This is a genomic window from Gluconobacter vitians (assembly GCF_015244565.1).
Taxonomy (GTDB): domain Bacteria; phylum Pseudomonadota; class Alphaproteobacteria; order Acetobacterales; family Acetobacteraceae; genus Gluconobacter; species Gluconobacter vitians.
The window spans coordinates 76,692-99,377 of record NZ_JABCQG010000010.1; the positions used below are offsets into that span (position 1 = coordinate 76,692).

The following is a 22,686-nucleotide window of genomic DNA, read 5'->3' on the forward strand; positions in this document are numbered from 1 at the left end:
AGGATCCTCGTTTGATAGGCGGATTGTTTTTGCCGAGGCAGGCAATCTGGGCTAGTCACATGCCGAACTCACCCTGGAGAATGGACCACGATGTCGGAACACGCCAGCCAGTCCACGCTGAATCGTTTCTTTCATGCCCCCCTCAAGGAGGTTGATGCCGAAGTTGCCACCATCCTGAACGAGGAGCTGACGCGCCAGCAGGATGGCATCGAGCTCATCGCTTCGGAGAACATGGCCTCCTTTGCCGTCATGGAAGCACAGGGTTCAGTGCTGACGAACAAGTATGCGGAAGGCCTTCCGGGCAAGCGCTATTATGGCGGTTGCGTGGATGTGGACCGCGTCGAGAACCTTGCCATTGATCGTCTGAAAAAGATTTTCGGTGCCGAGTTTGCAAACGTGCAGCCGCATTCCGGCGCCAATGCCAACCAGGCCGCCTTCATGGCGCTGGCCAAGCCCGGCGACACGGTTCTGGGCCTGAGCCTTGCTGCGGGTGGACATCTGACGCATGGCGCGGCTCCGAACTATTCGGGCAAGTGGTTCAACTCCGTGCAGTATGGCGTGCGCGCCGAGGACGGTCTGATCGATTACGACCAGATGGAAGCACTGGCCCGCGAGCACAAGCCGAAGATTATCGTAGCCGGCAGCTCCGCCTATCCGCGCGTCATCGACTTTGCCCGCTTCCGCAAGATTGCCGATGAAGTCGGTGCGTATCTGATGGTGGATATGGCGCACTTCGCCGGTCTGGTTGCGGCTGGCCTGTATCCGAACCCGGTTCCGGTTGCCGACATCACGACGTCCACGACGCATAAGACGCTGCGTGGTCCGCGTGGTGGCGTCATCCTGACGAACAATCCGGATCTGGCGAAGAAGATTAACTCCGCCGTGTTCCCGGGCCTGCAGGGCGGTCCGCTCATGCACGTCATCGCAGGCAAGGCCGTAGCTTTCGGTGAAGCCCTTTCAGATGAGTTCAAGGCCTATCAGAAGCGCGTTCTGGCCAATGCCCGCGCTCTGGCGGACGAGCTTCAGAACCGTGGCTTCGACATCGTCACGGGTGGCACGGACAGCCATCTGATCCTCGTGGATCTGCGTCCGAAGAAGGTGACGGGCAAGCTGGCCGAAGCCATCCTTGAACGCGCCGGCATTACGGCGAACAAGAACGCCATTCCGTTCGATCCGGAAAAGCCATTCGTGACCTCCGGTATCCGTCTGGGCAGCCCGGCGGCGACGGCGCGTGGTTTCGGGGAAGCCGAGTTCCGCGAAGTCGGGCGCATGATCGATGAAGTGCTGACAGCAGCCCTTGAAGAGCATAATGCCGAGGCCGTGACGGCCCGCGTGCATGAGGAAGTAAAGGCCCTGTGCCGTCGCTTCCCGATCTATGACCGCGCGTCTGCCTAAGATCTGAGCGGTGCTGCGGTCCGTCTGGCCAGTCGGACCGCAAGCTGCCCCCGGCGGGGGCGAAGATTGGGCATGATCAGCATACACTCGTCATAGGGTGTGTAGATCAGATCATGTCCGTCACGGGCGAGGGGCGTTCCGGCTTCCGGAATCGTCACTCCGCCCTCCCATGGCCTGATGAAACTGAAATCCGCATTCCGGGCGATGATATTATCCGTCACAACCGCCATTTCAGGCTCGCAGGTGTCCTGTGTCGCCTGTCCACAAAGATGGATGGTCTCGGCTTGTGCCAGAAGGCGCGCAATGGCGCTTTCCATAACCGTAACGGTGGCTGCCTCCCAGTGGGGACCCGCTTCCAGCAGGCAGCTGCGTCCCGTGCCGCCCGGCGACATGAAATGTGCATGCTCGATCAGGCGTGATCCCCCGTGATGACCAAGATCCGTCAGAACGGTCCGGGGAAGGCCTTCGCCCGCCGCCAGGGCACAGGCAAATTCAGCAGACCGCTGGCGGGGGGGCGCAATGAACAGTGGCTCGGACGGCCAGAGCGTGGAATGCAGGTCCAGCAGAAGATCGGCACGTGCGATGAAGGGCTGAAGCTGACGTGCACGGTCAAGTTCGCTGGAGTGATCCCGTCCGTTCAGCCGCATGTTGTGCCACAGACGGTTCAGATCCTCGTCGACATGACGGGCCATCACCGGATTTGCAGCATCAAAACGCTCGAAAGCCTCCAGATTGGCCAGGATCAGCGTCAGACGTCCCGAAGACGGAACCGGCGCCTGCCTGCGCAGTTTTTCCAGCGCCCAGCCACCGGCATATTCGTTTCCATGCACCAGAGCTGTAATGACGGTCTCCGGTCCCGCACGGCCCGAGTCGAAAATCCAGACACCGGGGATATCCGAAGTCGGCGCGCGCCAGGCCGACAGATCCGGAGGTGTAAGGGCAACCTTGAAGACGGGAGGCGGGCGACCGATCCCGGGTAGTGTTTCCGACAGGCGGGGCTGACGGATCCGGAGCGGGTGGTGCCGCTGTCCCGCCTTGCAGCTCATGGGCTCTGACGATCCACTGACAAATACCCGGGTCTTACGGAACAGGCCCTTTCATTCCCCATCCAGTCACCCGGCGGAGCCATTCCTGCATCGCTGAGGATAGGACATGGATCGGTCATGGGTTGTAGTGTAAGCACGTTAAGGACAGGTCGCCAGAGAGGGAATGACGCCTTTTTCTTTGTCCGCGCCTGACGCGAGTCACTTTTCGCCGAGGTTGGTTTGGCGCATCCATGTTCCGTTATCCGCAGGATTTTTCGCAGGTTACGGCGCATGCCAGCAGTAACACCTGAAGCGGGAACGGGCACCTGAACGGACGATGAAACAGTCTCTCTCCATTTTTCACAAAGTGTGGCAACGGCTTCCCACTGAATCCCGGCGACGTTTTTTTGCCTGGGCCACCGCTCTGGCTGTCCCTCCCGTCAGACCCGTGAAAGCCGCACCCGTGCACGGGATTATTGTGGCCGGAGAGTTCAGTCGCAGTTCGGGACTGGGCGAGGGCGCGCGGCTGATGGTCCGGGCGTTGCGGGACATGAATATTCCCTGCGCAACCTGGGACATTGACCGTCGGGTTCTTGAAGGTGACGCGACCGGGCCGGGCGCTCCGCTGGTCATGCATGTGAATGCGCCAATGCTGCCTTATGCCCAGCTCTCCATGCCACGGACGCTGCGTACCGGACGACGGATTATCGGCTACTGGGCATGGGAACTGCCGGTCGCGCCAGAAACGTGGCGTCATGCCCGCCGCCATGTGCATGAGATCTGGGCGCCATCGCGCTTTACGGCGGATGCCCTGCGTCCTCTGGGACGACCGGTCAGAGTTGTCGAGCATCCGGTTGGACTGGCGGAGCAGAAACCGTCAGACCGCAACCGTGCCTCGTTCGAACTACCGGAAGACTGTGTTGTTGTTCTTGTTTCGTTCAGCCTTGCCTCCAGCATGGTCCGCAAAAGCCCGATCGAAACTATTCGCGCCTTCCGGGAGGCCTTTGGCGACAGGCCGGACCGGCTCTTGGTCATGAAAATCGGCCATACCGAGCATTATCCCGAGGATCTGGCAGCAATCCGTGCGGTCATTGCAGGGACGCCCAATATCCGCATCGAAACCGGACAGCTCAGCGGGCCTGACAGGCTCGCCCTAACGGCTTGTGCAGACATTGTCCTGTCCCTGCATCGCAGCGAGGGGTTTGGACTGGTCGTAGCGGAAGCCATGGCGCTCGGGCGATGCGTCATTGCGACGGACTGGTCCGCAACCACCGAATTCCTGGACGAAACCTGCGGCCTGCCGGTCGCCTACACGCTGGTTCCGGCTCAGGACCCACGCGGGATCTGGGATATGCCTGCCACGAAATGGGCGCTCCCGGACATGGCGTCCGCCGTACATGCTTTGCGAACCGCGGCAGATGATCCAGATCTGCGGGCGCGGCTTGGCGAGAACGCTACCCGGCGGATTGCCAGTCGTCTGAACGGTGCGTCGCTGCGGGATGCGGTCCGGGCCATCGGGGTCAGGACGTGATGAAAGCCATTGAACGTGTTCTGGTCTGGCAATGGGGGCGGCGAGGAGCTGGGCCGCGGATTGCGGTGGATCTGGCTGACGGCCTGAAACGGCTGCCGGAGACAAACGTCCTGCTATGCCTGTCGGATCGCGCGGAAATCCTGCGAAGCCGCAATGCTCCGGACGCCGTGGTCAAGATCGCAACCTACAGTTCACTCCGGGGACTGGTAGGGCGTCTGCTGAGCGCGCCAGGGCTCTGGAAACAGCTTACGCGCATTGTGCGGAACTTCCGGCCGGGCGTTGCAATCTGCGCCATGCCAGGTCCGCTCGACCTGCTGATGATGCATGTGCTGCGTCGGGCTGGCGTCAGGATTGTCGTGATCATCCATGACGCGCATCCCCATCCCGGCGATGGATATCCCTTTCAGGCCGCCTTGCAACACCAGTTGATCCGTCATGCCGATCAGATCGTCACATTCAGCCGCCACGTCGCGAATATCCTGACATCCGGGCCGGATGCGGCCCGTTGCCCCGTCATCTCCCTCACACATCCCCCATTCATTGGCGGAGCAGCCACGGCACCGTTTGCCCATGAAGGGGCGCCACGGATCCTGATGTTCGGGCGTCTGCTGCCTTACAAAGGACTGGATCTGCTGGCCGAAGCCCTTCCGCTGGTCGGACAGGCAATCGAATGTCGGATCGTGGGGCAGGGACCGGACAGTCCGGAACTGCGGGCGCTCTCGGCATTGCCGCACGTTAGTGTCGAGAACCGCTGGGTGCCGGAAGATGAACTGCCCCGGCTGGTGGCGTGGGCCGATATCGTGGTGCTGCCCTATCGTGAGGCATCCCAAAGTGGCGTGGGCGCCATGGCGATTGCCAGCGGACGCTATGTGGTCGCAACCCGGGTCGGCGGCCTGATCGAGCAGTTTGCCGAGGATACGCAGGCCGTACTGTGCAAGCCCGATCCGGCAGCAGTCGCCAAAGCACTGGAGCATGTTCTCCAGGACCCGCCCCCCATCCGGCCTCACATTGATAACGGGCAGGCATGGGAAAATCTGGCGAGAAACATCCTCGCCAGCTGCAACGCGTCCTAGCGGTCGAGCGAATCTTCCGTCGCGATCCGGACGCGGTAGCCGATGTGCTTTTCGACATCACGCAGGAAGGTGCGTTCATCGATATTGATGAGCGAGAAAGCAACGCCCTTGCGCCCCGCACGCGCCGTCCGGCCGATCCGGTGGACATAGGCCTCAGGCGTCTCAGGCATGTCCATGTTGATCACAAGATCCACATCCGGGATATCGAGCCCACGTGAGGCAATGTCCGTCGTGACTAGAACCGGGATGCGCCCCTGACGGAACAGGTCGAGCGCTTTGTTGCGTGCACCCTGCGTGCGATCACCATGCAGCGTTTCAACCCGCAGACCCTGCCGACGCAGAACCTTGGCAAGCGCATCCACCGTGTTTTTAGTGCGCGCGAAGACGATGCTCCGTCCCTCGAAATGCTTCAGAAGACGCACAACGGTCTCAGGCTTGTCGTCTTTTTCAACGAAAATGGCCCGCTGGCGGATGTTCTTGGGCGTGAAGGACTCGGCCGCGATTTCCACGCGAACGGGATCTCGCGTCACACGCTTGGCGAGATCCATGACCGGTTCGGGCAGCGTGGCCGAACAGAAGACGGTCTGAGGCGGCTGGTCCGGAAAATATGGAATAAGCGCGGTCATGCTGGCGGAGAAATCCTCATCCAGCAGACGATCGGCTTCATCGAGCACCAGATAGGTCAGATGTTCCAGAACGAGATCGGCCTGCGTGACCAGATCCAGCAGTCGTCCATGTGTCGCAACCACGATATCGACGCCATCGCTGACGGACTGGACCTGCTGCTCGCGCGACGTGCCGCCACAGATAACCCGTGTCTTGAGCGAAAGCCTGCGTCCAAGCTGCCGACAGACAGACGCAGTCTGGGCGGCGAGCTCGCGGGTGGGTTCCAGAATGAGCGCACGCGGGCCGGGGGCTGCACCTTCTTCATGAAGCTTCTGAAGGATCGGCAGCACAAAGGCGGCTGTCTTGCCGCTGCCCGTCTGGGAGCCGACCAGGACATCTCTTCCTTCAAGCAGTGGAGGAATGGCCTGCGCCTGAATCAGGCTCGGGCGTTTGTGTCCCGCCTGGGCAAGAGTTGCCAGAAGAGGGGCAATCAGCCCAAGCTCCTCAAATCCCGGAGCGGAGGTGGTCGGCGTTTCGGTCGGCGTCTGTGGCGTTGTCATGGGCGCTTCTTGCCAAATTTCTCGCAGTTCGGGAAATACCTTCCTTTTTGCGGAGTTCCTTCATGAAAGCCACCATCATTGCGGAGGACTTCGCCGGTATGCGCGCCCAGGGGGCAGGACTGGCGGAAAAGGCCGGTCTTGAATGGGATTTCCGCCCCGTGCGCATCAAACCGTTCTGGTCCCGTTTCCCCGCACGGTACTGGCCATCCCCGCTTCGATGCGTCGATCCGATCAGGATTCCCGAAGATACCGACCTCATCATCTGTATCGGCGGCACAGGTGGCGTTATTGGCAGAGCGGTGGCCCGGCGCGAGGGCCTGCCGGTCGTGCAGATCCAGAACCCCCGGATGCCGGTCGGAAAATTCGATCTGGTGATCGCCAATACACATGATGGCATCAGCGGAGACAATGTTTTGATTTCCCGCAATGCACTTCATCCCGTAACGCCGCAGAAGCTCGATCTGGCTCATAGCAAGTGGGAAGGGCGGCTGAAGCAGGACGAACGACTGCTGCTATCTGTTCTGATCGGTGGAGCGAATGGTCGCTTTACGCTGGGACCGGCCGAAGCGGAAAAAATTGCAGAAGGACTTATCGCCTTTACGATGCGCAACGCCATGCAGGCGGTCCTTACGCCGTCCCGCCGCACGGACCCGGAAGTTGTCGCCATTTTCCGCGAGCGACTGGAGCCTCACGGGATCGCTGTCCTCACAGGAAGTGGCGACGACAATCCCTATATGGGCATGTTAGCCTGCGCGGACATGATTGCTGTCACCACGGACAGTGTCTCGATGATTTCCGAAGCGGCGGCAACATCCGCACCCGTGATGATCCTTCCGTTGCCGGGGCGCTCCAGCCGCATCTCCCGTTTCGTCAAGACGCTGGAAAGCGCCGGGCGCGTAAAATGGTTCGATGCGGCCCTGACCCCGTGGAAGACCGCACCGCTTGACGATACCCCCCTCGTAGCGAGAGAAATGCACCGACGTCTGAAGCTCTGAAAGGGCCCCTGTATGCTCGATATCCGCACCTTTGGTCCGCAGGGTGGCAATGTTCTCTACAAGGCGCTGGCACACCCGCTGGCTGCGGTAGCCCTTGTCCGGATGGAAGCCGAATTCGCCGGGCGGACGCTCGCCGTCTATGATCCTGATGACGCAGCCCGTACGCTGGCGGCACTGTACCCAGGACTAAAACCCGCCTGCGTCTATGTGCATGACATCGAGCAGGTCGGCAGGCCGGACGGCTTTGGCGGAACGCTGCGTGCCCTTGTCGATCTTCCTGCAACGGAAGCCGACGCCATTCTTGCCCTGTCCTTCGAAGATGCGAAGATGCGGACGCGTCTGAAAGACCTGCTGAATGGCCGCGATCTCTACACTCTTGCTCCGGCGCGTCTGCCGGATGAGATGCTGGTCATGGGGCGGCCTTACCTGGACAAGCTGAACTTCGCGACCAACTTTGCCTTCTTTCGCGAGACGAATCAGTTTTCCTGCCGGATCGTGACTGCCAATTACTGGTCAAACTATGCCGCCGAGAACCTGCGCTACTGGATGCGGCTCTACGATAGGGCAGGCAAGGTGCTGGCCCAGTGGGAACAGCCTGTCACGGAAGCTGGTGCCGGGATCACGATTGACAGTACCGAGGTGCGGCGCAGGTTTAATCTGCCGGAGTTCACCGGACAGCTTTTCATCCATGTTCTGGGTGCGCGTGGCCATGACGTCGTCAAATATGCCCTCGACAGCTGGGGCACGAATGGCGATCCGAGCCTGTCCGTCACGCATGACGCCAATGCCTGGCCTTCCGTGCGATACGCAACACTTCCGGCCCCCGAACAGGACGAGACACTGACCGTCTGGGTCCAGAACAGCCACGCAACGACGATCCCGGCTGAGGGCATTACCTTCAACCGCATGGGAGAAGACGCGCCGCATCCGCTCGACCGGCCGGTTGGACCGTTTGAGACTATCGCCGTTGATGTCGGTGCTCTTTTCCCCGGTCTGCACTGGCCGGCACAGCTTGAAATGCGCTCTGGTCGGCATCTTGTCCGCCCACGCTATGAAATCACACAGCGTGGTCGCACCCGTATCGCCCATCTGAACGTGGAGCGAGACAATCTGCGTCCAGAACCCGCTATCCGTCAGTTTCCGCCGTCGCTGGGCCGTGGCTTCCTGCTGCCATTCCCGATCCTTGACCCCAGGCGTTTCGAGACATTCCTTCAGCCCAATCCCATGTCCGAAGCGCTCCAGTCTCTTCCCATACGGCTGGATCTGTTTGATGAGGCGGGCGGTAAAGTTGGGTCGCACTTCTTGGGCAATCTTCCGCGCAACCATGACACCGCGGTCGCCCTGCATACCCTGACGGATCGACCAGGACATGCTGACCTGGTTTATGATTTCCGCGATGGTGGTGAAGCCGATGGCTGGCTCCATGCTCTAATGCGTTATCGCAACCGCGACAGTGACCACGCCGCTGAAACCAGCTTCGGCGCCCATATCTTCAATACACTCATGACCTGGCGTTCGGAGCCGCAGTCCTATTCCGGCCCTCCGCCGGGCCTGACCACGCGTTTGTTCCTGAAACTGGGCCAGAAGACGGATCATGACACGCTACGCAGCTTCTGCTGCCTGATTCACCCGGCCTCCATCGAAGGAACCGAAGCATCCGAAACGGTCCTTCTGTTGCACGGTGCAAACGGGGCGCTTCTCGCCCAGACAACTATCCGGATCGCCCCAAACGGCTCCTTCATGGTACGCCCACACGAACTGTTCGAAGCTGCCCAGATCGATCGTGCAGGGGAGGGCGGGTACATTCTCATCCGTGACCTGACCTGCCGCCTGTTCGGCTATCACGGGCTGGAAAACGGAAAAGGCGCTTTCTCGCTGGACCACATGTTCGGTTTCTGAATGCCCCGACAAGGAAGCCGCAACAGACCTGCGGCTTCCCAAGAAAAGGTCTTGTCAGCCCAACATCCCCTTGCTAGAAGCCGGTCCAGCGGATGGGCGCGTAGCTCAGCGGTAGAGCACTGCCTTCACACGGCAGGGGTCACAGGTTCAATCCCTGTCGCGCCCACCATCCTAAATCCTTGAAAACACTGATTTATTTTCTTACTTCTGCGAGTCGGTTGGTCTTTGCGATGCGCATCGTGATGCCGGTGCGAGGCATGTACGACTCGCATTGATCTGGCAAAAATCCGTACAGTTTGTTCTGTCTCTGTTCGGGGCATTCAGTCGTCCCGATTGAGCCAGTTTTCCACATCTTTTTTATACTCGTCAGGCATCTTCTTCGCATACCTGGTAACGATTGAAAGCGTCGCCCATCCGCCATCATCCTTCAGTCGGAGGATGTCGCGATGGAGGCAGTAATGCCAGGTTGCCCAGGTGTGGCGCAGATCGTGTGGAGTGATGTCGGGGACGAAGGCAGTCTTAATGACATCGCTGCCTTTAGGCTGCCATTTCCGCGTTCTTCCTGGTAGGCCGGCCTTACGACAAGCAACACTCCAGGCACTCTTGATCTGGCCTCCTGCCAGACGTCCCTTGCTGGCATATCCGTCATTGATCACGCCAGACGCATCGGGCCGGCGAATTCGGGGGCGGAACACGGGCCCATCGCGGTGTCCCAAGGTGAGCAAAGAACAGATCACGGAGGGGGGCAAGTCGACGCGGCGCTCATTGCCCTGCTTCTGCCAGACAACTGCACGCTTACCGCGCAGATCCACGTCCCGCCACTCGAGTTCCAAAGCTTCGGAAAGGCGCGCGCCGGTGCCGACAAGAAAGATGATCAATGGGCGCAGGTGAGGGGTGGCGGCCTGGATCAGGCGGTCTACCTCGTCCGGCCGTAGGTAGTTTGTTTTCCGCTTGGGAATCTTTGGTGTGGCAAAGGCCGGCCGATCGCACCAGCGCCGGATGGCAGCGAATTCCAGAATCGCGCGGAGCGGGGTCAATACGCCGCGCATCTTGGTCGCTGGGGAAGCGTTTACTCCGTCGCGCAGGATCGCCCGGTAGGCATCATCAACCTGAGGCTGGGCGATATCCATGAGCCGCGTTGTTCCGAAGTGCTGCAGAAGCCGGCGTAGGTGAAACTTGGTCGTTTCTGAACGTGGCGCATCTTCGAGATACGCGCCAACGGCATGCGCAAAAGTTACAACTGCACGCTTGCCGTAGACCGATTCCTTCCAGAGCTCCGCTTCCCTCTTGGCGCGGTATTCTTCGGCGCGGATGGGGTCAGTAGTTCCTGTGCTTTCGCTAATGCTTTGTCCGCCGATGGTGCCGCGGATGTAGAGGCGATCGGTGCCGTGACGGTTGACGATTTTGAGAGACATTCAAGACTCAAGAGTAGGCGTTCATAATCGGCGGGGCGAAACACAATGCGGTTCGGCCAGCGGAGATGGGTGGGGCCGCCATGAAAGGATGGCGTGGTCTTTAGATGGTCCAGAAGTTTCCTGCGGCCGATGCGGCCCTTTAAGTGGCAAAGCACATCATTGACCGTGAATACTTGGGTCAGTGGAAGGCCGGTCATCCCCGCTCCTCCGCGTCCATGGCTGCGTCGATAGCGGCGCGGAAATTGCCGATTGTCATGATCTGGAAATCCTCCGGCTCGACCGGAGACACGAAAAACAGCTTCCAAATGCTGTCCTCTCCCGGGCGCGAAGCCACCGACGACAGTTGACGCCCTAACCACTCCAGCCGATCCGTATCCGTCCGCCCGCTCATGCCGGGTCTCCAGCGGGCTTCCAGTCTCTGGCCTTAACCGCTTCGTATTGAAGGAAATGCTGGTAGCAACGCCGCTGAGCTTCATCTGAATACCCAGATGCGTCCAGACATCCGGACATGAACTGACGACGCTCAAAGGAAAGCGGCATTGGTGCGAACCAAATCAAGGCATCGATAGCGAACAAGACGACCATACAGGCCGCAAAGAATGGACCTGATCTATACCAGTTCCGCATCACACCCCTCCTTCACGCTTGAGCGCGGCGCGAGCGTCTATGTGCCATCCCTCATACAGTTCTGGGACGCACATCTGAGCGCGGGAAACAAGCCTGAGGAAGGTCAGTTTTGCTTCCTCCAACTCCTTCACCCTAGCTTCCAGCGCGGCGACGTTGGCGGGGTGGGTGTAGAGAGGAACTTGGAAGTAGTCACATTTTTTGTCGCAATATTCCCCGAATTGTTCCAAGCCTTGGGGGCTCTTTGGCGTGTTCGCATCTATCTGCGAGACGTACGCGAACGGCTCCTGCTCCTCCGCATCCTTCCGTCGCTGTTCCGCTGCGCCTCGGGCTTCGGCTTCGAGGATGTGGCGTGTAGCTGCGTCCCGATCATCGACGTATGAGAAGGTGCCTTCCTCTCCGAATTGAGAGGTTAAGGCTTCAATTTGTTCTTCCCGCGTCCGCACTGCGCTGTTCTGTGCTTCACGTCCTCGGGCCATCATTTCGTTCAGCATCGCATCCGTATCGTCGTGGTCTGGATGTGTCTGGGTCATTTCGCGGCTCCATCAAGCCAAGTTGGGATGGGAGATTCTGTAGGGACTGAAGCCATCGCCACGAAAATCATCAGATCATCGCGATTGTTCGGAAGAAGCATGAGCGCATCGCTCGGTAGCCTCTGCACGCTCCAAACACTGTCAGGAAAGCACTCCATTGCCTGCCCAAGTGTAGGAATAGTTCCAGGGCCTACGCCAATATTCTTCTGGCTTTCAGAGAGGCCAAGCACTGACTCGGTCGCGTTCATCCAGTGTGAGATAGCGGAATGCCATGGATACGCGTCAGCAATGGTGTAAGTATCGTCATTCCAGCAATATTCCCGATCCAGACGACAGGAAAACAAGGCGCCACCGTAATTCTCTTCGGTCCCTTCTGGCTGCCCCTTGGGCATCACGATAAGGCAGACATCAAGCGCGAGAACCGTGTCTGGCACCGCGTAATCAGGAATGCTTCCTTCAATATCGCAGAAGACACCTTCCCACTGGAGTTTATGTGGAGCAGGCGGAACGCAAGCATTGAATGCTGCCTCAGGAATGCTTATTCGCATTCCATCAGGCGAACATGATCCGTTTTTATCGCGTGCCATTAGCGTAATACGGCCATTGGTAGCAAAAAGCGTCACGCCGCCATCTGGGCATGGGAGCACCGTTACTCCGCACACATTCCATTTACTTGCTGAAAATTCCGAGCAGACGGCAGGCGCAAGAAATCGAAGATACTTAGCTCCAAAACTAGCGAAACGCGTTTCTTTCTCTTGCGTCATTTCCGCATCCTCTTCGCCATGCGCTTCAACTGCGCCAGAGTGTTCTTCAGGGAGCGGCGGTCGCCTGGGGTCGATGGTGCGAACACGATCGAACCGCACGCATGACGCCAGCGGATATGTCCACCATTGGTCTTGGACGGCGTCCAGCCCATTCCGGACGCCTGATGACGCAAGCTCCGGAAATCGGATGACGTGCTCATGCTGCGTTCTCCGCCGGCTGATTGTCTGCGGAGGGCGGCTCCTGGGGTTCAATCATCGCCCAGTTCGGGAAAACGACCTCGATGTCCGTCTTATGCGAAACCGGCACGACCAGGCCGCCGACAGCTGGTGATTCGGGAACGAGGATGACAGTCGGACGGCTTGGCCCGGGCGACACCAGGCGCAGCGTGCAATCCACATCGCCGCTGTAATTTTCGACGGCTCGGCAGATCCAGCGCATCGACATGGGCCAGATATCCACAGGCGTTGCCGTTTTCGGTATCGGATTGCCTGGGAGCAGGGTGCGCCATTCCGGATAGTTCTCTTCCGCGGCGAGAAGCTCGACAAATCCACGCTCAATCACGGTTCCATTCATGCGGACAAGCGCCCAGACCGCCTCGCCATCGGGTCCGAATGTGATTGAGACCATCGGCCCCATCTTCCTGGCGCAAGCAAACAGGCGACTGGACTTGCGGAAATTAAGCGTGAACGGCTCGAACGGCTCTGTCTGATATTCGGAACGGGCAAACAGGAGAACAATGCCGTCTGTCGCAATGCAGACTGCACGTCCGTCGTGATACTCGACCCGCACGCCGCGCAGATGGAACCGCGGGCATTCCGGATTTACGGCGAAAGACGCGAAGGCGAGGGCGCGCGTCTCGATCAGAATTGGGGGCATGTCAGGACCTTCGGCTTTTGGAGAACGGGAGATCGCCTGCGTCTTCCAGACGACGTCGGTGATAGGAGACGGTGGCTGTGCTCAGCCCGGTGGTTCGGGAAATTGCGGCGGTCCCCAAACCCATTTTGAAAAGGCGCAGGATGTTGGATTTGCGCTCTTCCGAAATCCGGTCATCCAGAGACGGTCTTCCAGCTGACGCGCAGACTGGCGGCACGCTTTCGATATCCTGGTCGAATGCACAGGCTGCCGCGATGCCTGCGGTGAAAAGCTGATCCCAAATCAGGATCACTGTCTCTTCGGGCACGGCGTTCCGTTCCGCGATGACGCTGACGGGCGTGTGGTCCCGAAGCCCTTCGAGGATCTTGGGCAGCGGGCTCACAGCGCCAGCTCCTGGGCGTCGCCCCAGTCGAGTGTGACGCGGCCGCCTTCGATCGGGCGAGCGACAGCAACCGTCTTGCAGCCTTTGCGGACTGGAACGGAGACGCGTTTTTGCATGCACCAGGTCGTTGCGGCCGTCTGGGCATGCCAGAGCGTGCTGTAACGGGCCGCGATCTGCCCTCGACCGTCACAGATCGAGAACAGTTTGGTACTGCGACGTTTCCCGGCCATCACAGTCCCTCCCGTGGTGCGGCGTAGGTCAGCACCCGAAGGTTCTGGACGGCCTTGTCGCACCAGCTGCGCAGCTGCGCTTTTTCCGCTGGCGTCTGCAGCGCGGCAGACTTTTTGAGCTGAGCCGGTCGAGCGGGGCGCGGCGGGATGCCTGGGACAGGATCTGGCAGACGATTGGAGTAGAGGAGCAGTACGAGCTGCTCTTCCAGGTGATCGGCAGATTCACGCCAGGTCTTTGCCATGACTTTGTTGGCCGCGTTTGATTGATCGCTGGATCCGTAATCGTTGGCCAGCATGTGGCACCATTCCATCCGGGTCCGCAGATCGCGGGCCTGTTCGTGGATGTCTGGGTGATAGCCGTTCAGGAACAGATCAAAGCTGGTCTGCGTGTGGCCGCCGACGGCTGGGTGAGGTTTGCGGATCATGCCGAAGCTCCGACCGCATAAGCGCTGCGGGAAAGACGGTTGCCCGACCCTCCCGCGCCTTCCATCATTGGAGCGTCCAAACAACCAATGAGGAAACTGAAATGAGCAAAGACTTTTCGGATATCAATCCGGGCATTCTGGCCGCGGCAGCGACGCTTGCCGTGCGCAAATATGAAAGCGCCCTTGAATGTTTTGTTATTGAGGAAGCGCGCAAAAGTTTCGGTGGAATAACCCGAGAAGAATTTATAAATGCTGGCATGCATGAAGACTGGCTTAAGCAGGATATTCTCGACGTTATGTTCGTCAATGAAGTCGAGCGCCTGAATGGACAGAGCAAATGAAGGCATGTTCATTTCTCCTGAGCAAGCAGGAGGAAGATGTCGTGGTCTGACAGGCCGCTCTCTTCCAATGCAATGGCCATCCGGAGTATCTCATGCGCGCGAATTTCCGCGCGCATGGCTCGAAAGGCGTCAAATAGCGCCGTTTCTGTGTGGCAGTGACCAGGGAAATCCATAAGAAAATCCTGCTCACTGGACCGCTTTAACGCCTCAAGGGCCAATGTTTTGAATGCCTTCCGGCGCGCTATCACGGCATGACCAACGCGGGATCGAAATTCCGCGACAGACATGCCTCGGTCCACTGTCTTGCTCATGCCGCACCTCGATCGTGGGCGATCTGGCAGGAGGGGGCGCGGCAGCGCCATCTGTTGGCGAGATCGCGGAACAGGACGGCGAGGGGATTGCCTGCGGGCTGCACGTCGCAGAACCGGGCCGCTTCGTCATACCGGTCTGCCTGGGCGAGGAACGCCTCTGTCGGCAGCGCCGCTATGCGGGCGAGGCTGCGACTGCGGTGATAGCTATGGAAGATCTTCGGGAAAAAGCACTGGACCGTGTCCAGGGCGGATCGCAGGTGATGCCTGCCGGGTGACTGGAACGACATGAAACCTCTCCATCGCGGGTGGCGATGAAGAGGTTATCCAACATTACGTTGGGTTTGTAAACAACATAATGTTGGATGCAGTTCTTGTTTTGTTCTTCCGTGACACCCTGAAAAAGATATTCTGTAAAAAGGCGTGCCCTTCTTCATTCGGCCTTAAACAAACCGATAGCTTGAATTTCTGGAAATCGTGATGCTTTCCGATAAGCCGGGATAGACAAGAATTCGTTATGCATCCCTTTGGGATCAAATCCGTAATACGCAACCAGTTCGATAAAGATAGAAAACATTTTTATTGCACTAGCATTTTCATCGGCATTTTCACCATCATCATCCGCGACGAAAAAGTGCAATGAAGTAGCGTACTCGTGTAGCCCTTTGATATTATTCCAAATACCAACTTCGTACATTTTCTTTTGCGTATCAAACACTACACCAAATTCTGACGTCTTATGCATCATTATGCAGCCTTATCTATATCGCCGGCAATTAATCCATTTAAATTGACGCCAGTAACCACGTGGATTTTAGCCAGCACACTTAATGGTGGCTCCCGAGTGCCGCGTTCATACGTGGAGTATCGTTCAGCTTCCAAGCCAAGCAATTCTGCGAACTCTTTTCGGGTAAGGCTGGGTCGGCCAAGCTCTCGGCCAAATGCTTCTCGGAGCATGCTTAAGCGTGCCGAGAAGGCAGATCTGATATCGGATGCGGAGATTGTGACCTGCTTTGCCATACCTCTATTTTGACGGGTGGCTTTGGCAGAATCACGGAACATTATGCACTGGACATATCCAACGTTTTGTTGGATCATATTCTTATGAACTGCATTGATACCGCCCTTTTACAAAAAAAAATATCTGTCCGAGCCTTGGCTGAGAAAGTGGGGGTTTCTGCTGAGACGGTACGTCTCTGGCGGACCGGAAGACGGCGCGTTTCAGTGCGAAATATAACCGCTCTCTGCAATGCCCTAGACCTATGTGCGGAGCAGATCAGGCCAGATATTTTCTTAAAAAATCCGAAGAAAGCGGCATGAAAATGATCCTTGCAATCTTTAGCCGCGTGCGAGGACGCGCACGGCGTCGGGTTCGTCATCACTCCACAGTCTGCGGCTGGCGGAAGATCCCGCCATGCCATGCGCTCACCATCGCCCAGATGGCAGGCGTCTCCGTTCACGTCATCCGCCCTGATGTCTTCGGTCCCGAACAGAACCGGGAGCAGGCAGCGTGATGAAGGTAAGCTATCGAAAATTTCTTCGGGCCATCGGATTGGAGCGCAAGCGCGGTCCAATCGTTGGGCTGGATGCTGGCCTGAGCACACTGGAGCAGCAAACCGTACTGCGGGCGGCGGATGGCCGAACGGGTTTTGCTCCCGCGCCTCATGGTGGTGATGAAGACCGTAAGGCCCAAGCGATCCAGCACGGCATCGCGCTGGCAAAAGCGGAGCAAGAGCAATTCGAGGCTGCGGTCGAATACGCCAGCCGCGCAATCCGGGCCTGCGCTCCGTACGTGCATGGAGCGGAAGCGCTCGATCGCAAGAGGGTTGTTACTCTCATCAACTACATGATGAGCGATCTCGCCCGCATAGCCCGCAGCACACCAGCCGCCGAGACGACAGAGTGGTTTTGCGGGCCTGACCGGCCGTATTTCCGGCCGATTGGCAAAAAGAGCGCGCAGCATGATGCGTAAGTTTATCGGAGGTCTTAGGCCGCTCGGTATTGCGTCATTCGCGGTCCTCGTCATGGTGCTTGCGGTGCGGAAAATCATGCGCCGCAAAGGCATCCGGAAGAATGTTCACGAGAGCACGACATCCGGGGGGCTTTCTCCAACAGTAATAACTCCTCAGTGGGTTCGGCGCGTCCATGGGGAGCTTTCCGAAATACTCGCTCGTTCAGGTGCGAGTATTTCTCAAGCAGAGCGTGACGACCAATTGATGAATCTTCAGTTGGATTTGGGCGACATTCTCTTGAATAATTCGGATGAAAGTAGCGATGCCTCGAACTGAAGAAATGCATCAAAATCAGTGCGCGTTCAGGGTCTCGGCCGCATTCCTTGCGATCGCGCGAACGGTGGTTGCAGCCTGCTTCGCTACGGAAGGCGTGACATACGATGACCCGTCTCGTTCTGAAGATTTTTCGATTGCCGATGCCGCGTTCTCTGCAAGCCGACTGATAAAGGCAGGGGCATCCTCCCGATATTCGCTCTGTGCAACAATAGCCAGAAGCCTGGTTAGAAGGGCCCGATTTGCAAGTGTTGCAGCAAGCAGCGCTTCGTTTCCAATTGGCTTGGCAGACATCAGAATCTCCATGGGTTTGGTTGGTCCCTTCCATGGTGATCCGAAATGGCCGGGGTGTCGAATCCCCGGCCATTACTGGAAAATTCGCAATCCTGAACCGGGCTTCGCAATATCCCGCGTAAAGGCTGCTTTTCGTCATTTGGTCTCCTTCTGCCTGTCAACTGTTCCGGCCCTCAACACCCGGAACAATGACAGGAAGGACGCCCAAGATGTTGGGTATTTCACCCAAGCGCGCGGGTATTTCACCCAAGGCCCGGTTCAGTGCCATGTCTGATGCGCTGACCGAACGCTTCCAGGACATGGTGAATGAGGAGGTCCGTGACCGGCGTGGTCTCGGGCTGAAGGGCGCATTCCGTGAGGTTGCGCGCCTGTTCGGCCTGACGGAACGCCGTGTCCGGGCCTGCTGGCACCATGAGATCCGTTCGGTCACGGCCGGCGAATGGGAAACCGTTCGCGAGGCCCGCATTCAGACATTGCAAGCGCGGCAGCTCCGGCTCCAGCAGCAACTGGACAGTCTCCATGACAGGGGCGCCGCATGACAGTTCTCGTTTTCCTGTTTGGTCCCGTTGCCGAAAACTGGCTGATTTACGCGCGCTTCAGAGCACGCGGCGTCGTCATTTTCGTCGTGCAGTGGTGGATCGGGCGGGAGATTCAATCCATCCAGCGTCGGGACAGGCGCATCCGGAAAGTGATGCGTCTCCTTGAGGGCTGGATCCAGACCCTCTGAGGAAATGATGGCCCGACCTTCCCATGATTATACCCGCCTCGAGCCCATGGTGCGCCGCCTGCATGCGGACGGCCATGGCGTGCAGCGGATCGCGCGCCAAGCGGGGATCTCCGTTGGCAGCGCTCACGGTCTGATCTGCCGTCTGGGGCTTGCACGTCCGGCCGCGCAGGCTGTTGCGCGGCGGCGTCCGGTTCGCCGGCCGATGCCGGTTGGGATGGGGCTGGTTCTGGGAGGGGTCAATGCTTGAGCAAGATTGGATGACGTCTTCGGCGCGTGGGGAATATGAGCGAGCCATTGAAAGCGCAAAACGGGGCAATCTCGATCCCCTCTTTGAGTTCTCCTTGGGCCGGCATAGGTCAACACCGCCTGACGTGAGTGGTAAATATCTCCGTTTTCCGGAGCCGTTCAACGACAGAGTCGTCCGCGAAAGCGCGCGCATCAAGCCCGACCTGCACAATCAGGTCCGCCGCTTCTCGTCGGGAATGACCCTTGTCGAGGGTGGCCGCATGAAGCTGCCGGCGCAGTGGGGTTCAGGCCGTGGCTGACATTCTGGATTTCATCGGATTTTGTGCGGAATTGGAAACAGACATCAGCGCGGCCGGCAATCAGGTTCGGTACGGCGAGCAGATCGGTGTGTCGCATACGACGGTTTCGCAGATCCTGAACGGCAGGCGCCTGCCATCTGCGGCGTTCCTGGACGCGGCAGGCTTCGATTGCTTTCCGCGATATCGCACGATCGGTGGCGGCAAAGATGCGCCGCTGATCAATAACTTCCAGTTTTTTACACAAGTGGAAACACGCATCCGCACGGTTGGATCGTTGCGCGGCTTCTGTCGCGTCAACGGCCTCAATGCCTCGAGCGTCTCCAAATTCCTCAATGATGAAGCCCGGGCGACGGACGATCTGCTCCGCGTCATGGGTTACAGGCGGATGACCTGCTATCGGCGTCGCCCCACGAAACCGGCCGGGGAGGCCGTCGCGGCATGAGTATTCATAAACCCGTCGATCCGGGTGTTTTCGGCGGCGCTTTGCGCTCCGTTCCGCAGAACCTCGGCTGTGAGCAGTGCCTGCTTGGATCCGTTCTGGTCGATTCAAAGACGACGCTCGAGGCTGTGGAAGAGATCCTGCGTCCTGAGCATTTCTCTGACCCGATCAACGCCCAGATCTATGAGAAGGCGCTCCTGATCTACAATGAAGGGCGCAAGGTCGATCCGCTGACGATCATGCGCCACTTCATGCATCCGGACGAACTGGTCTGGGGCAAGGTCGATCCGAAAGAGTATTTCGCCAAGCTGCTCAATGCCTATGTCAGCACGCGGACCGCGCTGGATTATGCGCGCGAGATCCGTGATGCCGCGATGCGGCGCGAACTAATGGCGCTGTGTCAGCAAACCTCGGATCTCTGCTGCCGTCCGGAGGACCAGCGTGCGGAAGAGATTGTTGAGGGCCACGAATCAGCGCTCATGCACATTGCCATGGGCATGTCAGACAGTCAGCCGAATGTCACCTTCCACGAAGCGCTGTGCAATGCCGTTCTGTCGGCCCGTGAGGCTGTCGAGCGCGGTTCGGCGCTTGCAGGTCTGTCCTGGGGATATCGGTCGCTTGATCGCCTGACGAACGGGCTGGTCGGCGGAAACATGTATGTGCTTGGCGCTCGTCCAGCCATGGGCAAGACCTCGATCGGCCTTGGCATCGGCCTGCGGATCGCCTCGGCCGGAAAGCGTGTCCTGGCCTGGTCGGGTGAAATGACGGCCGAGCAGGTGGGCGCGCGCGGCGGTGCGGCCAAGTCCGGCCTGAACCTGCGATCGGTCTTTTCAGGCCGTCGCTGGGATGTGCCGGAGGAAGCTGCGACCGGTCAGCAACCACCGCTCGAGGGATGGCAGTGGAATGCCCTGCAGGGAGCGTGCGACGAAGCGCAGAAGCTGCCGTTCGAGATTGATACGCGTGGCGGCCTGACCGTGGCGCAGCTGCGCTCGCGGGCGCGGCGCATGAAGAGATCCAAGCGCGGGCTCGATGCGATCGTTCTGGATTACTTCCAGCTGATGCGCGGATCCCCGCGTGTGCGTGGCCGCATGCGGTATGAGGAAATGACGGAAATCAGCAATGAACTGAAGATCCTCGCCAAGGAACTGGACGTTCCGATCATCGTGCTGGCCCAGCTGAACCGTGAGTCGGAAAAGCGTGAGAACAAGCGCCCCGCCATGTCCGATCTGCGCGACACGGGCGCGCTCGAGCAGGACGCGGACGTTATCGGCCTGATCCATCGCGAGCATTACTACCTCCAGAAGGAGGCGTCCGCGGGTGGCCTGGTCAAGCGCGACAAGGAAACCCGTGATTCGTTCGATGCCCGCTGCCAGGAGTTTCAGGAGCGGCTCGATGCCGCGCGCGGCAAGGGCGATGTCTTCCTGGTGAAGAACCGGCATGGCCCTGAAGGTCGCTGTCGCATGCTGTTCGATAATGAGACGACGTGGTTCCGCGATGTCGGCGAGGACGCCCGCAGCCCCGCATGGGGTGCCGGTCTGGAGTTCGTCTGATGGCGCGCCGCGAACGTCCGGGAAAGCACGCCCGATCGGTGATGTCCGATCGTCGCTGGCAGCCTCTGTCGCTCGCGGCACGCGCCATCTGGCTCGGCCTGACGGATGTCGGCGATGTCGTGCCAATGATCCGCGCGCCTGGTCGTTCGGGGGCCACGCCGGACGAGATCGCCCGATACCTCGGCGCTGATGTCGAGGCCGTGTGTGGTTCCATGCCCGAACTCGTCCAGTGCGGCGTCCTCGAGGTGGTCGGCGCCGGATACCGGCTCGCATCTTATTAGGTTTTCTAGGTTTTCAATCCCGCCACGTCGGCGGGTGCAGGAGTTTCTGACGTGAAGGTCAGTGCAACACATCGCAGCCAACTTGCCCGGGTTCTCATGATGGAAGCCGAGAGCCTGGCGCTGAACGCCATGGAGGCCGTCATGGTCCTCTCATGGATGCGTCTGGTCAGATACCTGATCCTCAACACTGCGGAAGGCGTTCTGGACGTCTCGTTTCCTGGGGCGCTGGCAGCGCTCGCCCGCACTCAGGTTTTCTGCGATGCAAACCTGATCGAAACCTACCTGGAAACCTACGCGAAAACCCAGCTGATAACCTGGGATCGAGATGCGCAGACCATCGGCCTGCCGCCTGGTCTTGGGCTCACGGCGCGGCAGATCGCGTCGCGAGCGAATGGCGCGAAGGGCGGCAGACCGCGAAAAACGCCGAAAACAGGCGTCGTGGCGGATCGGCGCCAAGGCAATATCGCTCTACCCATTTCTGGAGGCAAAGACGTGGCTCGCGAAAACCCGGCAGAAACCCGCCCTACACGTACGCGCGCGGAAGCTAAGCTTAGCTCTAAATCTTCTTCAGAAGATAAGCTTAAGCTCGACGCGATGTTTAAGCGCATTGGACCGAAAACCCTCGAGGCCGCGAAGTTCGATCCTGCTCGTGGCTTGCAGAACTACGGGCTGACGCGACAGTGGTGTGCGATGGCCCTGGAGAAGGGACTGACTGAAGACCAGGCGGAGCGGCTGATCCTCGGTGTGGTCGAGAGTGTCGCGGAACGTCAGATCGAGCGCGGCAGTCCGGCTGGTCATCTGGGCTATTTCTCCCGGGCGATCGAAGATGCTATTGCGAAAGGAGATGTTCCGGAAGCTCCGAAAACTGCTGATGAGCGCAAGGCCGAGCGTGACTGGGCAGCGGCGATGGAAGACTACACCAGCCGTCTGGCCTGTGGTGAGGCTGACCTTCGTCGTCCGGAACTGTCCGACTTCCTCGCAAAGGCTGCGGCGTGAAGGGCATCAAGCGCATCGATCTCGGGCGCGACGTACCGGAACAGGTGGCGGACTGGCTGAATGATGCGGCCTTCACGCTGGCGGCCATGCCGGCAAGCGGATGCTGGCCTGGTGGAATGAGATCCTACTGGCCTGACATCGTCGCCGATCGCGATGATCTCGACTGGCCAATGGAGAGCGACATCCGGCCGCCCATGCCGACATCGGATGAAGTGAGCCGCATGGACCTCGCGCTCTCGTGGGTGCCGATGGTGACTGACCGGGGGCAGAAGGCCGTGGTCAACATGAGGCTGATCGTCCATCCGATTTCGGGTCAGCATCGGTGGACATGGACGAAAATTGGCCGGAAACTCGGGATCAGCCACCATACGGCCAAGGGCTGGCATGCGATGGCCTGCTCGACGATGGCGCAAAAAATCAGACAGCCTGCATTTTTCACTTCCCACATTGCCCATTTTGAACATATGTAATTGGCATGATGAGGGGACGTATGCTCGTGAGGGCTGCGTCCCCTTTGTCGTTGGGACTCGAGACCATCCCGATCGGGCGGCCGGGATGGTCTCGTGTGACCTGAAAGCCACGGTTTTCA

At 59.2% G+C, this 22,686-nt stretch carries 35 protein-coding genes and 1 tRNA gene; 20 read left to right on the forward strand and 16 right to left on the reverse strand.

All coding sequences use genetic code 11. The features are described 5' to 3' along the window. The first annotated feature begins 90 nt into the window (after window positions 1-90). Window positions 91-1,395, forward strand: a complete 1,305-nt coding sequence (gene glyA / locus HKD24_RS09100) for a serine hydroxymethyltransferase (RefSeq protein ID WP_194260000.1) — start codon at window positions 91-93, stop codon at window positions 1,393-1,395. Here glyA and HKD24_RS09105 read toward each other — a convergent pair. Further along, window positions 1,392-2,441 (reverse strand): M14 family metallopeptidase, encoded by a 1,050-nt coding sequence (locus tag HKD24_RS09105; RefSeq protein ID WP_194260001.1) that lies wholly within the window; start codon window positions 2,439-2,441, stop codon window positions 1,392-1,394. The two genes, glyA and HKD24_RS09105, sit on opposite strands and share 4 nt — an antisense overlap. Window positions 2,442-2,757: 316 nt before the next feature. Between HKD24_RS09105 and HKD24_RS09110 the strand changes: the two genes are divergently transcribed. Then, window positions 2,758-3,951: a glycosyltransferase family 4 protein gene (locus HKD24_RS09110; protein WP_194260002.1), complete on the forward strand. Its 1,194-nt coding sequence runs from the start codon at window positions 2,758-2,760 to the stop codon at window positions 3,949-3,951. Continuing rightward, on the forward strand, window positions 3,951-5,024 hold the full coding sequence (locus HKD24_RS09115; RefSeq protein ID WP_194260003.1) for a glycosyltransferase family 4 protein: 1,074 nt from the start codon (window positions 3,951-3,953) through the stop codon (window positions 5,022-5,024). The genes HKD24_RS09110 and HKD24_RS09115 overlap by 1 nt, the downstream gene beginning before the upstream one ends. Here the strand turns inward: HKD24_RS09115 and HKD24_RS09120 are convergent. Continuing rightward, window positions 5,021-6,190 carry a DEAD/DEAH box helicase gene (locus HKD24_RS09120; protein ID WP_194260004.1) on the reverse strand — a complete coding sequence of 390 codons (1,170 nt, stop codon included), beginning with the start codon at window positions 6,188-6,190 and terminating at the stop codon, window positions 5,021-5,023. The two genes, HKD24_RS09115 and HKD24_RS09120, sit on opposite strands and share 4 nt — an antisense overlap. A 62-nt stretch (window positions 6,191-6,252) precedes the next feature. On the opposite strand from HKD24_RS09120, the gene HKD24_RS09125 reads away from it, so the two are divergent. The 3 genes from HKD24_RS09125 to HKD24_RS09135 all read left to right on the forward strand — a co-directional run bounded on the left by HKD24_RS09125 (window position 6,253) and on the right by HKD24_RS09135 (window position 9,253). Beyond that, entirely contained in the window at window positions 6,253-7,185 is a 933-nt protein-coding gene (locus tag HKD24_RS09125; protein ID WP_194260005.1) for a mitochondrial fission ELM1 family protein, read from the forward strand. Window positions 7,186-7,197: 12 nt separating this feature from the next. Next, entirely contained in the window at window positions 7,198-9,084 is a 1,887-nt protein-coding gene (locus tag HKD24_RS09130) for a hypothetical protein (RefSeq protein WP_194260006.1), read from the forward strand. Window positions 9,085-9,178: 94 nt separating this feature from the next. Further along, window positions 9,179-9,253, forward strand: a tRNA-Val gene (locus tag HKD24_RS09135). 151 nt (window positions 9,254-9,404) lie between these two features. On the opposite strand, the gene HKD24_RS09140 is transcribed toward HKD24_RS09135, so the two are convergent. From HKD24_RS09140 to HKD24_RS09180, 9 genes are all read right to left on the reverse strand, one after another. Next, entirely contained in the window at window positions 9,405-10,499 is a 1,095-nt protein-coding gene (locus HKD24_RS09140; protein WP_194260007.1) for a tyrosine-type recombinase/integrase, read from the reverse strand. A gap of 193 nt (window positions 10,500-10,692) precedes the next feature. Beyond that, window positions 10,693-10,890 (reverse strand): hypothetical protein, encoded by a 198-nt coding sequence (locus HKD24_RS09145; RefSeq protein WP_194260008.1) that lies wholly within the window; start codon window positions 10,888-10,890, stop codon window positions 10,693-10,695. Between the two features lie 235 nt (window positions 10,891-11,125). After that, window positions 11,126-11,656 (reverse strand): hypothetical protein, encoded by a 531-nt coding sequence (locus tag HKD24_RS09150; RefSeq protein ID WP_194260009.1) that lies wholly within the window; start codon window positions 11,654-11,656, stop codon window positions 11,126-11,128. Further along, the gene (locus HKD24_RS09155) at window positions 11,653-12,420 is read right to left on the reverse strand and encodes a hypothetical protein (protein ID WP_194260010.1); all 768 of its coding nucleotides are present in this window, start codon (window positions 12,418-12,420) and stop codon (window positions 11,653-11,655) included. Before HKD24_RS09155 ends, HKD24_RS09150 begins: the two co-directional genes overlap by 4 nt. Then, a complete protein-coding gene (locus tag HKD24_RS09160; RefSeq protein ID WP_194260011.1) occupies window positions 12,417-12,620 on the reverse strand; it encodes a hypothetical protein in 204 nt (67 codons plus the stop codon). The genes HKD24_RS09155 and HKD24_RS09160 overlap by 4 nt, the downstream gene beginning before the upstream one ends. After that, on the reverse strand, window positions 12,617-13,297 hold the full coding sequence (locus HKD24_RS09165; protein ID WP_194260012.1) for a beta clamp domain-containing protein: 681 nt from the start codon (window positions 13,295-13,297) through the stop codon (window positions 12,617-12,619). Before HKD24_RS09165 ends, HKD24_RS09160 begins: the two co-directional genes overlap by 4 nt. Window position 13,298: 1 nt before the next feature. Continuing rightward, a complete protein-coding gene (locus HKD24_RS09170) occupies window positions 13,299-13,676 on the reverse strand; it encodes a helix-turn-helix domain-containing protein (protein WP_194260013.1) in 378 nt (125 codons plus the stop codon). Continuing rightward, window positions 13,673-13,906 (reverse strand): hypothetical protein, encoded by a 234-nt coding sequence (locus tag HKD24_RS09175; RefSeq protein WP_194260014.1) that lies wholly within the window; start codon window positions 13,904-13,906, stop codon window positions 13,673-13,675. Before HKD24_RS09175 ends, HKD24_RS09170 begins: the two co-directional genes overlap by 4 nt. Beyond that, window positions 13,906-14,331, reverse strand: coding sequence for a hypothetical protein (locus HKD24_RS09180; protein WP_194260015.1), 426 nt, complete (start codon window positions 14,329-14,331; stop codon window positions 13,906-13,908). Before HKD24_RS09180 ends, HKD24_RS09175 begins: the two co-directional genes overlap by 1 nt. Before the next feature lie 101 nt (window positions 14,332-14,432). Between HKD24_RS09180 and HKD24_RS09185 the strand changes: the two genes are divergently transcribed. Next, complete coding sequence (locus HKD24_RS09185; protein WP_194260016.1) at window positions 14,433-14,672, forward strand: hypothetical protein; 240 nt, start codon at window positions 14,433-14,435, stop codon at window positions 14,670-14,672. 8 nt (window positions 14,673-14,680) lie between these two features. On the opposite strand, the gene HKD24_RS09190 is transcribed toward HKD24_RS09185, so the two are convergent. The 4 genes from HKD24_RS09190 to HKD24_RS15585 all read right to left on the reverse strand — a co-directional run bounded on the left by HKD24_RS09190 (window position 14,681) and on the right by HKD24_RS15585 (window position 16,078). Next, entirely contained in the window at window positions 14,681-14,983 is a 303-nt protein-coding gene (locus HKD24_RS09190; RefSeq protein ID WP_194260017.1) for a hypothetical protein, read from the reverse strand. Next, window positions 14,980-15,270, reverse strand: coding sequence for a hypothetical protein (locus tag HKD24_RS09195; RefSeq protein WP_194260018.1), 291 nt, complete (start codon window positions 15,268-15,270; stop codon window positions 14,980-14,982). The genes HKD24_RS09190 and HKD24_RS09195 overlap by 4 nt, the downstream gene beginning before the upstream one ends. A 143-nt stretch (window positions 15,271-15,413) precedes the next feature. Next, on the reverse strand, window positions 15,414-15,728 hold the full coding sequence (locus tag HKD24_RS09200; protein ID WP_194260019.1) for a hypothetical protein: 315 nt from the start codon (window positions 15,726-15,728) through the stop codon (window positions 15,414-15,416). Then, on the reverse strand, window positions 15,728-16,078 hold the full coding sequence (locus tag HKD24_RS15585; protein ID WP_407646363.1) for a helix-turn-helix domain-containing protein: 351 nt from the start codon (window positions 16,076-16,078) through the stop codon (window positions 15,728-15,730). The genes HKD24_RS09200 and HKD24_RS15585 overlap by 1 nt, the downstream gene beginning before the upstream one ends. A gap of 6 nt (window positions 16,079-16,084) precedes the next feature. On the opposite strand from HKD24_RS15585, the gene HKD24_RS15590 reads away from it, so the two are divergent. From HKD24_RS15590 to HKD24_RS09225, 4 genes are read left to right on the forward strand one after another with little or no spacing between them, the layout of a single operon-like run. Next, window positions 16,085-16,300 carry a helix-turn-helix domain-containing protein gene (locus tag HKD24_RS15590; RefSeq protein WP_194260021.1) on the forward strand — a complete coding sequence of 72 codons (216 nt, stop codon included), beginning with the start codon at window positions 16,085-16,087 and terminating at the stop codon, window positions 16,298-16,300. Beyond that, window positions 16,297-16,494, forward strand: coding sequence for a hypothetical protein (locus HKD24_RS09215; protein ID WP_194260022.1), 198 nt, complete (start codon window positions 16,297-16,299; stop codon window positions 16,492-16,494). Before HKD24_RS15590 ends, HKD24_RS09215 begins: the two co-directional genes overlap by 4 nt. Further along, the gene (locus HKD24_RS09220; protein WP_194260023.1) at window positions 16,491-16,952 is read left to right on the forward strand and encodes a hypothetical protein; all 462 of its coding nucleotides are present in this window, start codon (window positions 16,491-16,493) and stop codon (window positions 16,950-16,952) included. The genes HKD24_RS09215 and HKD24_RS09220 overlap by 4 nt, the downstream gene beginning before the upstream one ends. Next, the gene (locus HKD24_RS09225) at window positions 16,942-17,268 is read left to right on the forward strand and encodes a hypothetical protein (RefSeq protein ID WP_194260024.1); all 327 of its coding nucleotides are present in this window, start codon (window positions 16,942-16,944) and stop codon (window positions 17,266-17,268) included. Before HKD24_RS09220 ends, HKD24_RS09225 begins: the two co-directional genes overlap by 11 nt. Before the next feature lie 15 nt (window positions 17,269-17,283). Here the strand turns inward: HKD24_RS09225 and HKD24_RS09230 are convergent, their stop codons facing one another. Beyond that, window positions 17,284-17,571 (reverse strand): hypothetical protein, encoded by a 288-nt coding sequence (locus HKD24_RS09230; protein WP_194260025.1) that lies wholly within the window; start codon window positions 17,569-17,571, stop codon window positions 17,284-17,286. A gap of 197 nt (window positions 17,572-17,768) precedes the next feature. Between HKD24_RS09230 and HKD24_RS09235 the strand changes: the two genes are divergently transcribed. From HKD24_RS09235 to HKD24_RS09275, 9 genes are read left to right on the forward strand one after another with little or no spacing between them, the layout of a single operon-like run. After that, window positions 17,769-18,098, forward strand: coding sequence for a hypothetical protein (locus HKD24_RS09235; protein WP_194260026.1), 330 nt, complete (start codon window positions 17,769-17,771; stop codon window positions 18,096-18,098). Beyond that, window positions 18,095-18,286 carry a hypothetical protein gene (locus HKD24_RS09240; RefSeq protein WP_194260027.1) on the forward strand — a complete coding sequence of 64 codons (192 nt, stop codon included), beginning with the start codon at window positions 18,095-18,097 and terminating at the stop codon, window positions 18,284-18,286. Before HKD24_RS09235 ends, HKD24_RS09240 begins: the two co-directional genes overlap by 4 nt. 4 nt (window positions 18,287-18,290) lie before the next feature. Continuing rightward, window positions 18,291-18,533 (forward strand): hypothetical protein, encoded by a 243-nt coding sequence (locus HKD24_RS09245; protein ID WP_194260028.1) that lies wholly within the window; start codon window positions 18,291-18,293, stop codon window positions 18,531-18,533. After that, window positions 18,526-18,831, forward strand: coding sequence for a hypothetical protein (locus HKD24_RS09250; protein ID WP_194260029.1), 306 nt, complete (start codon window positions 18,526-18,528; stop codon window positions 18,829-18,831). Before HKD24_RS09245 ends, HKD24_RS09250 begins: the two co-directional genes overlap by 8 nt. Then, complete coding sequence (locus tag HKD24_RS09255; RefSeq protein WP_194260030.1) at window positions 18,824-19,273, forward strand: helix-turn-helix domain-containing protein; 450 nt, start codon at window positions 18,824-18,826, stop codon at window positions 19,271-19,273. The genes HKD24_RS09250 and HKD24_RS09255 overlap by 8 nt, the downstream gene beginning before the upstream one ends. Then, entirely contained in the window at window positions 19,270-20,820 is a 1,551-nt protein-coding gene (locus HKD24_RS09260) for a DnaB-like helicase C-terminal domain-containing protein (protein WP_194260031.1), read from the forward strand. The genes HKD24_RS09255 and HKD24_RS09260 overlap by 4 nt, the downstream gene beginning before the upstream one ends. A gap of 41 nt (window positions 20,821-20,861) precedes the next feature. Next, window positions 20,862-21,101 carry a hypothetical protein gene (locus HKD24_RS09265; RefSeq protein WP_194260032.1) on the forward strand — a complete coding sequence of 80 codons (240 nt, stop codon included), beginning with the start codon at window positions 20,862-20,864 and terminating at the stop codon, window positions 21,099-21,101. 51 nt (window positions 21,102-21,152) lie between these two features. After that, entirely contained in the window at window positions 21,153-22,097 is a 945-nt protein-coding gene (locus tag HKD24_RS09270; protein WP_194260033.1) for a hypothetical protein, read from the forward strand. Next, entirely contained in the window at window positions 22,094-22,567 is a 474-nt protein-coding gene (locus HKD24_RS09275) for a DUF6362 family protein (protein WP_194260034.1), read from the forward strand. The genes HKD24_RS09270 and HKD24_RS09275 overlap by 4 nt, the downstream gene beginning before the upstream one ends. Window positions 22,568-22,686 lie beyond the last annotated feature (119 nt).